Source organism: Helicobacter marmotae (assembly GCF_003364255.1).
Classification (GTDB): domain Bacteria; phylum Campylobacterota; class Campylobacteria; order Campylobacterales; family Helicobacteraceae; genus Helicobacter_C; species Helicobacter_C marmotae.
Genome location: NZ_NXLR01000044.1, coordinates 1 through 1,592, shown reverse-complemented (window position 1 = coordinate 1,592; position 1,592 = coordinate 1). Strand labels below are relative to the sequence as shown.

Here is a 1,592-nt window from a genome sequence, read left to right as displayed (position 1 = left end):
CCAAGAGAATGTAGAAATCGCTGCTGCAAGTGCTCAAATCAGTGAGAGAGTAGATAAGGTAGCTAAAGATATATTAGATGATGTGAATAAGAAGAAATTTTAAGAGGATATTTCTCTCACAATATGTGTATATGAAGCACTCAATGCAAAAGCGTGCAAGATGAAGTTGTGGCAAAAGGTTTATAAGCCTCTAAGCTATCTTTAGTTTATAGGCCTCATATCTTTATAATGAGTGAATCTTATTTATACCCTTTCCCTTTATCATTTTGAGGGAGCGGTAATGACCGAAGAATTTCTGTTTGAGCCCTAAGTGATTCGGAGAGAGATTCTTTGGCTTTTGCAAAGCCTCTAGACATGACAAAAACAGGAGGCAAAAACAATGAATAAAATCAAAAAATTACTAAAAGACCTTTGCCCTAATGGTGTGGAATATAGAGCATTAGGAGAGATTTTACAATACGAACAGCCTAGCAGATATATTGTAAAAAACACAAATTATGATGATAGCTTTAAAACTCCTGTTTTAACTGCTGGGGCAAGCTTTATCTTAGGCTATACTGATGAAACAAATGGAATTTACAATGCAAGCAAAGAAAATCCTTGCATTATCTTTAATGATTTCACCACTTCTTTTCATTGGGTTGATTTTCCTTTTAAAATCAAATCATCAGCTATGAAAATTTTAACCCTAGCAGAATCTCGCCCGCTTCGTGGTGCGGAAATCGTGGAAAAAGGAGGCAGTAGTGCCTCCGCACGATTGAAGCTAGAAGCGGATAAGCAAGGCTCTCCCCTTGATGTTCGTTCCGCTTCGTTCCACATCACTGCAAGCAGAAGCCGAAAAAGCGGCGACTTTTTCGGGTTAAGGGGTGAGAAGTATATCTTCGAACGGGAGGGGGATAAACCCCTTTTTGCGAGAAAAACAGGTAAGTTTTAAATTTGTATTTTATGCAATGAAGTGCATTAAATACCAACCAAGAGAACATGCAAGACAATATATACAGACTTATTCACAATTCCCCATCCCCCTCCCGCCTTTAAGTGTGCAAGAAGAGATTGTGCAAATTTTAGATAAGTTTGATACTTTAGTGAATGACCTCACTCAAGGTCCCCGCAGAGATAAATTTACGAAGAAGCAATATGAATACTATAGGGAGCAATTGCTAAGCTTTAGGGAATTGGAACATATATAAAACACAAGCTTGCAAAATCAAAAAAGCATATAATAAAAGCAATGTAGTCTCTCTCAATGTTTAAGAGATATGGCCTGTTACATATCTATAGAACTCAGTAAAATCGCTAAAATGCACCCCCTATGTATCATCTCGCCAGATGAGCTAAACTACCTTAGCGCAGGATTCACTCATTATAAAGATATGAGGCCTATAAACTAAAGATAGCTTAGAGGCTTATAAACCTTTTGCCACAACTTCATCTTGCACGCTTTTGCATTGAGTGCTTCATATACACATATTGTGAGAGAAATATCCTCTTAAAATTTCTTCTTATTCACATCATCTAATATATCTTTAGCTACCTTATCTACTCTCTCACTGATTTGAGCACTTGCAGCAGCGATTTCTACATTCTCTTGG

General features: G+C 37.2%; 3 protein-coding genes. All 3 read left to right on the top strand.

All coding sequences use genetic code 11. From position 1 onward, the window contains the following. Positions 1-379: 379 nt before the first annotated feature. The 3 genes from CQA63_RS10510 (at position 380) to CQA63_RS10470 (ending at position 1,391) form a co-directional block, all read left to right on the top strand. Positions 380-934, top strand: coding sequence for a restriction endonuclease subunit S domain-containing protein (locus CQA63_RS10510; protein ID WP_104700768.1), 555 nt, complete (start codon positions 380-382; stop codon positions 932-934). Then, entirely contained in the window at positions 909-1,190 is a 282-nt protein-coding gene (locus tag CQA63_RS09225) for a restriction endonuclease subunit S (RefSeq protein WP_199770727.1), read from the top strand. Before CQA63_RS10510 ends, CQA63_RS09225 begins: the two co-directional genes overlap by 26 nt. A 69-nt stretch (positions 1,191-1,259) precedes the next feature. Continuing rightward, positions 1,260-1,391 carry a hypothetical protein gene (locus CQA63_RS10470; RefSeq protein WP_280524204.1) on the top strand — a complete coding sequence of 44 codons (132 nt, stop codon included), beginning with the start codon at positions 1,260-1,262 and terminating at the stop codon, positions 1,389-1,391. The last annotated feature ends 201 nt before the right edge of the window (positions 1,392-1,592 follow it).

What these genes read in the sequence shown, in the direction of transcription:
- CQA63_RS10510 (WP_104700768.1), top strand. Translation starts at nt 380, where the DNA reads ATGAATAAAATCAAAAAATTACTAAAAGACCTTTGCCCTAATGGTGTG.
- CQA63_RS10470 (WP_280524204.1), top strand. Translation starts at nt 1,260, where the DNA reads ATGGCCTGTTACATATCTATAGAACTCAGTAAAATCGCTAAAATGCAC.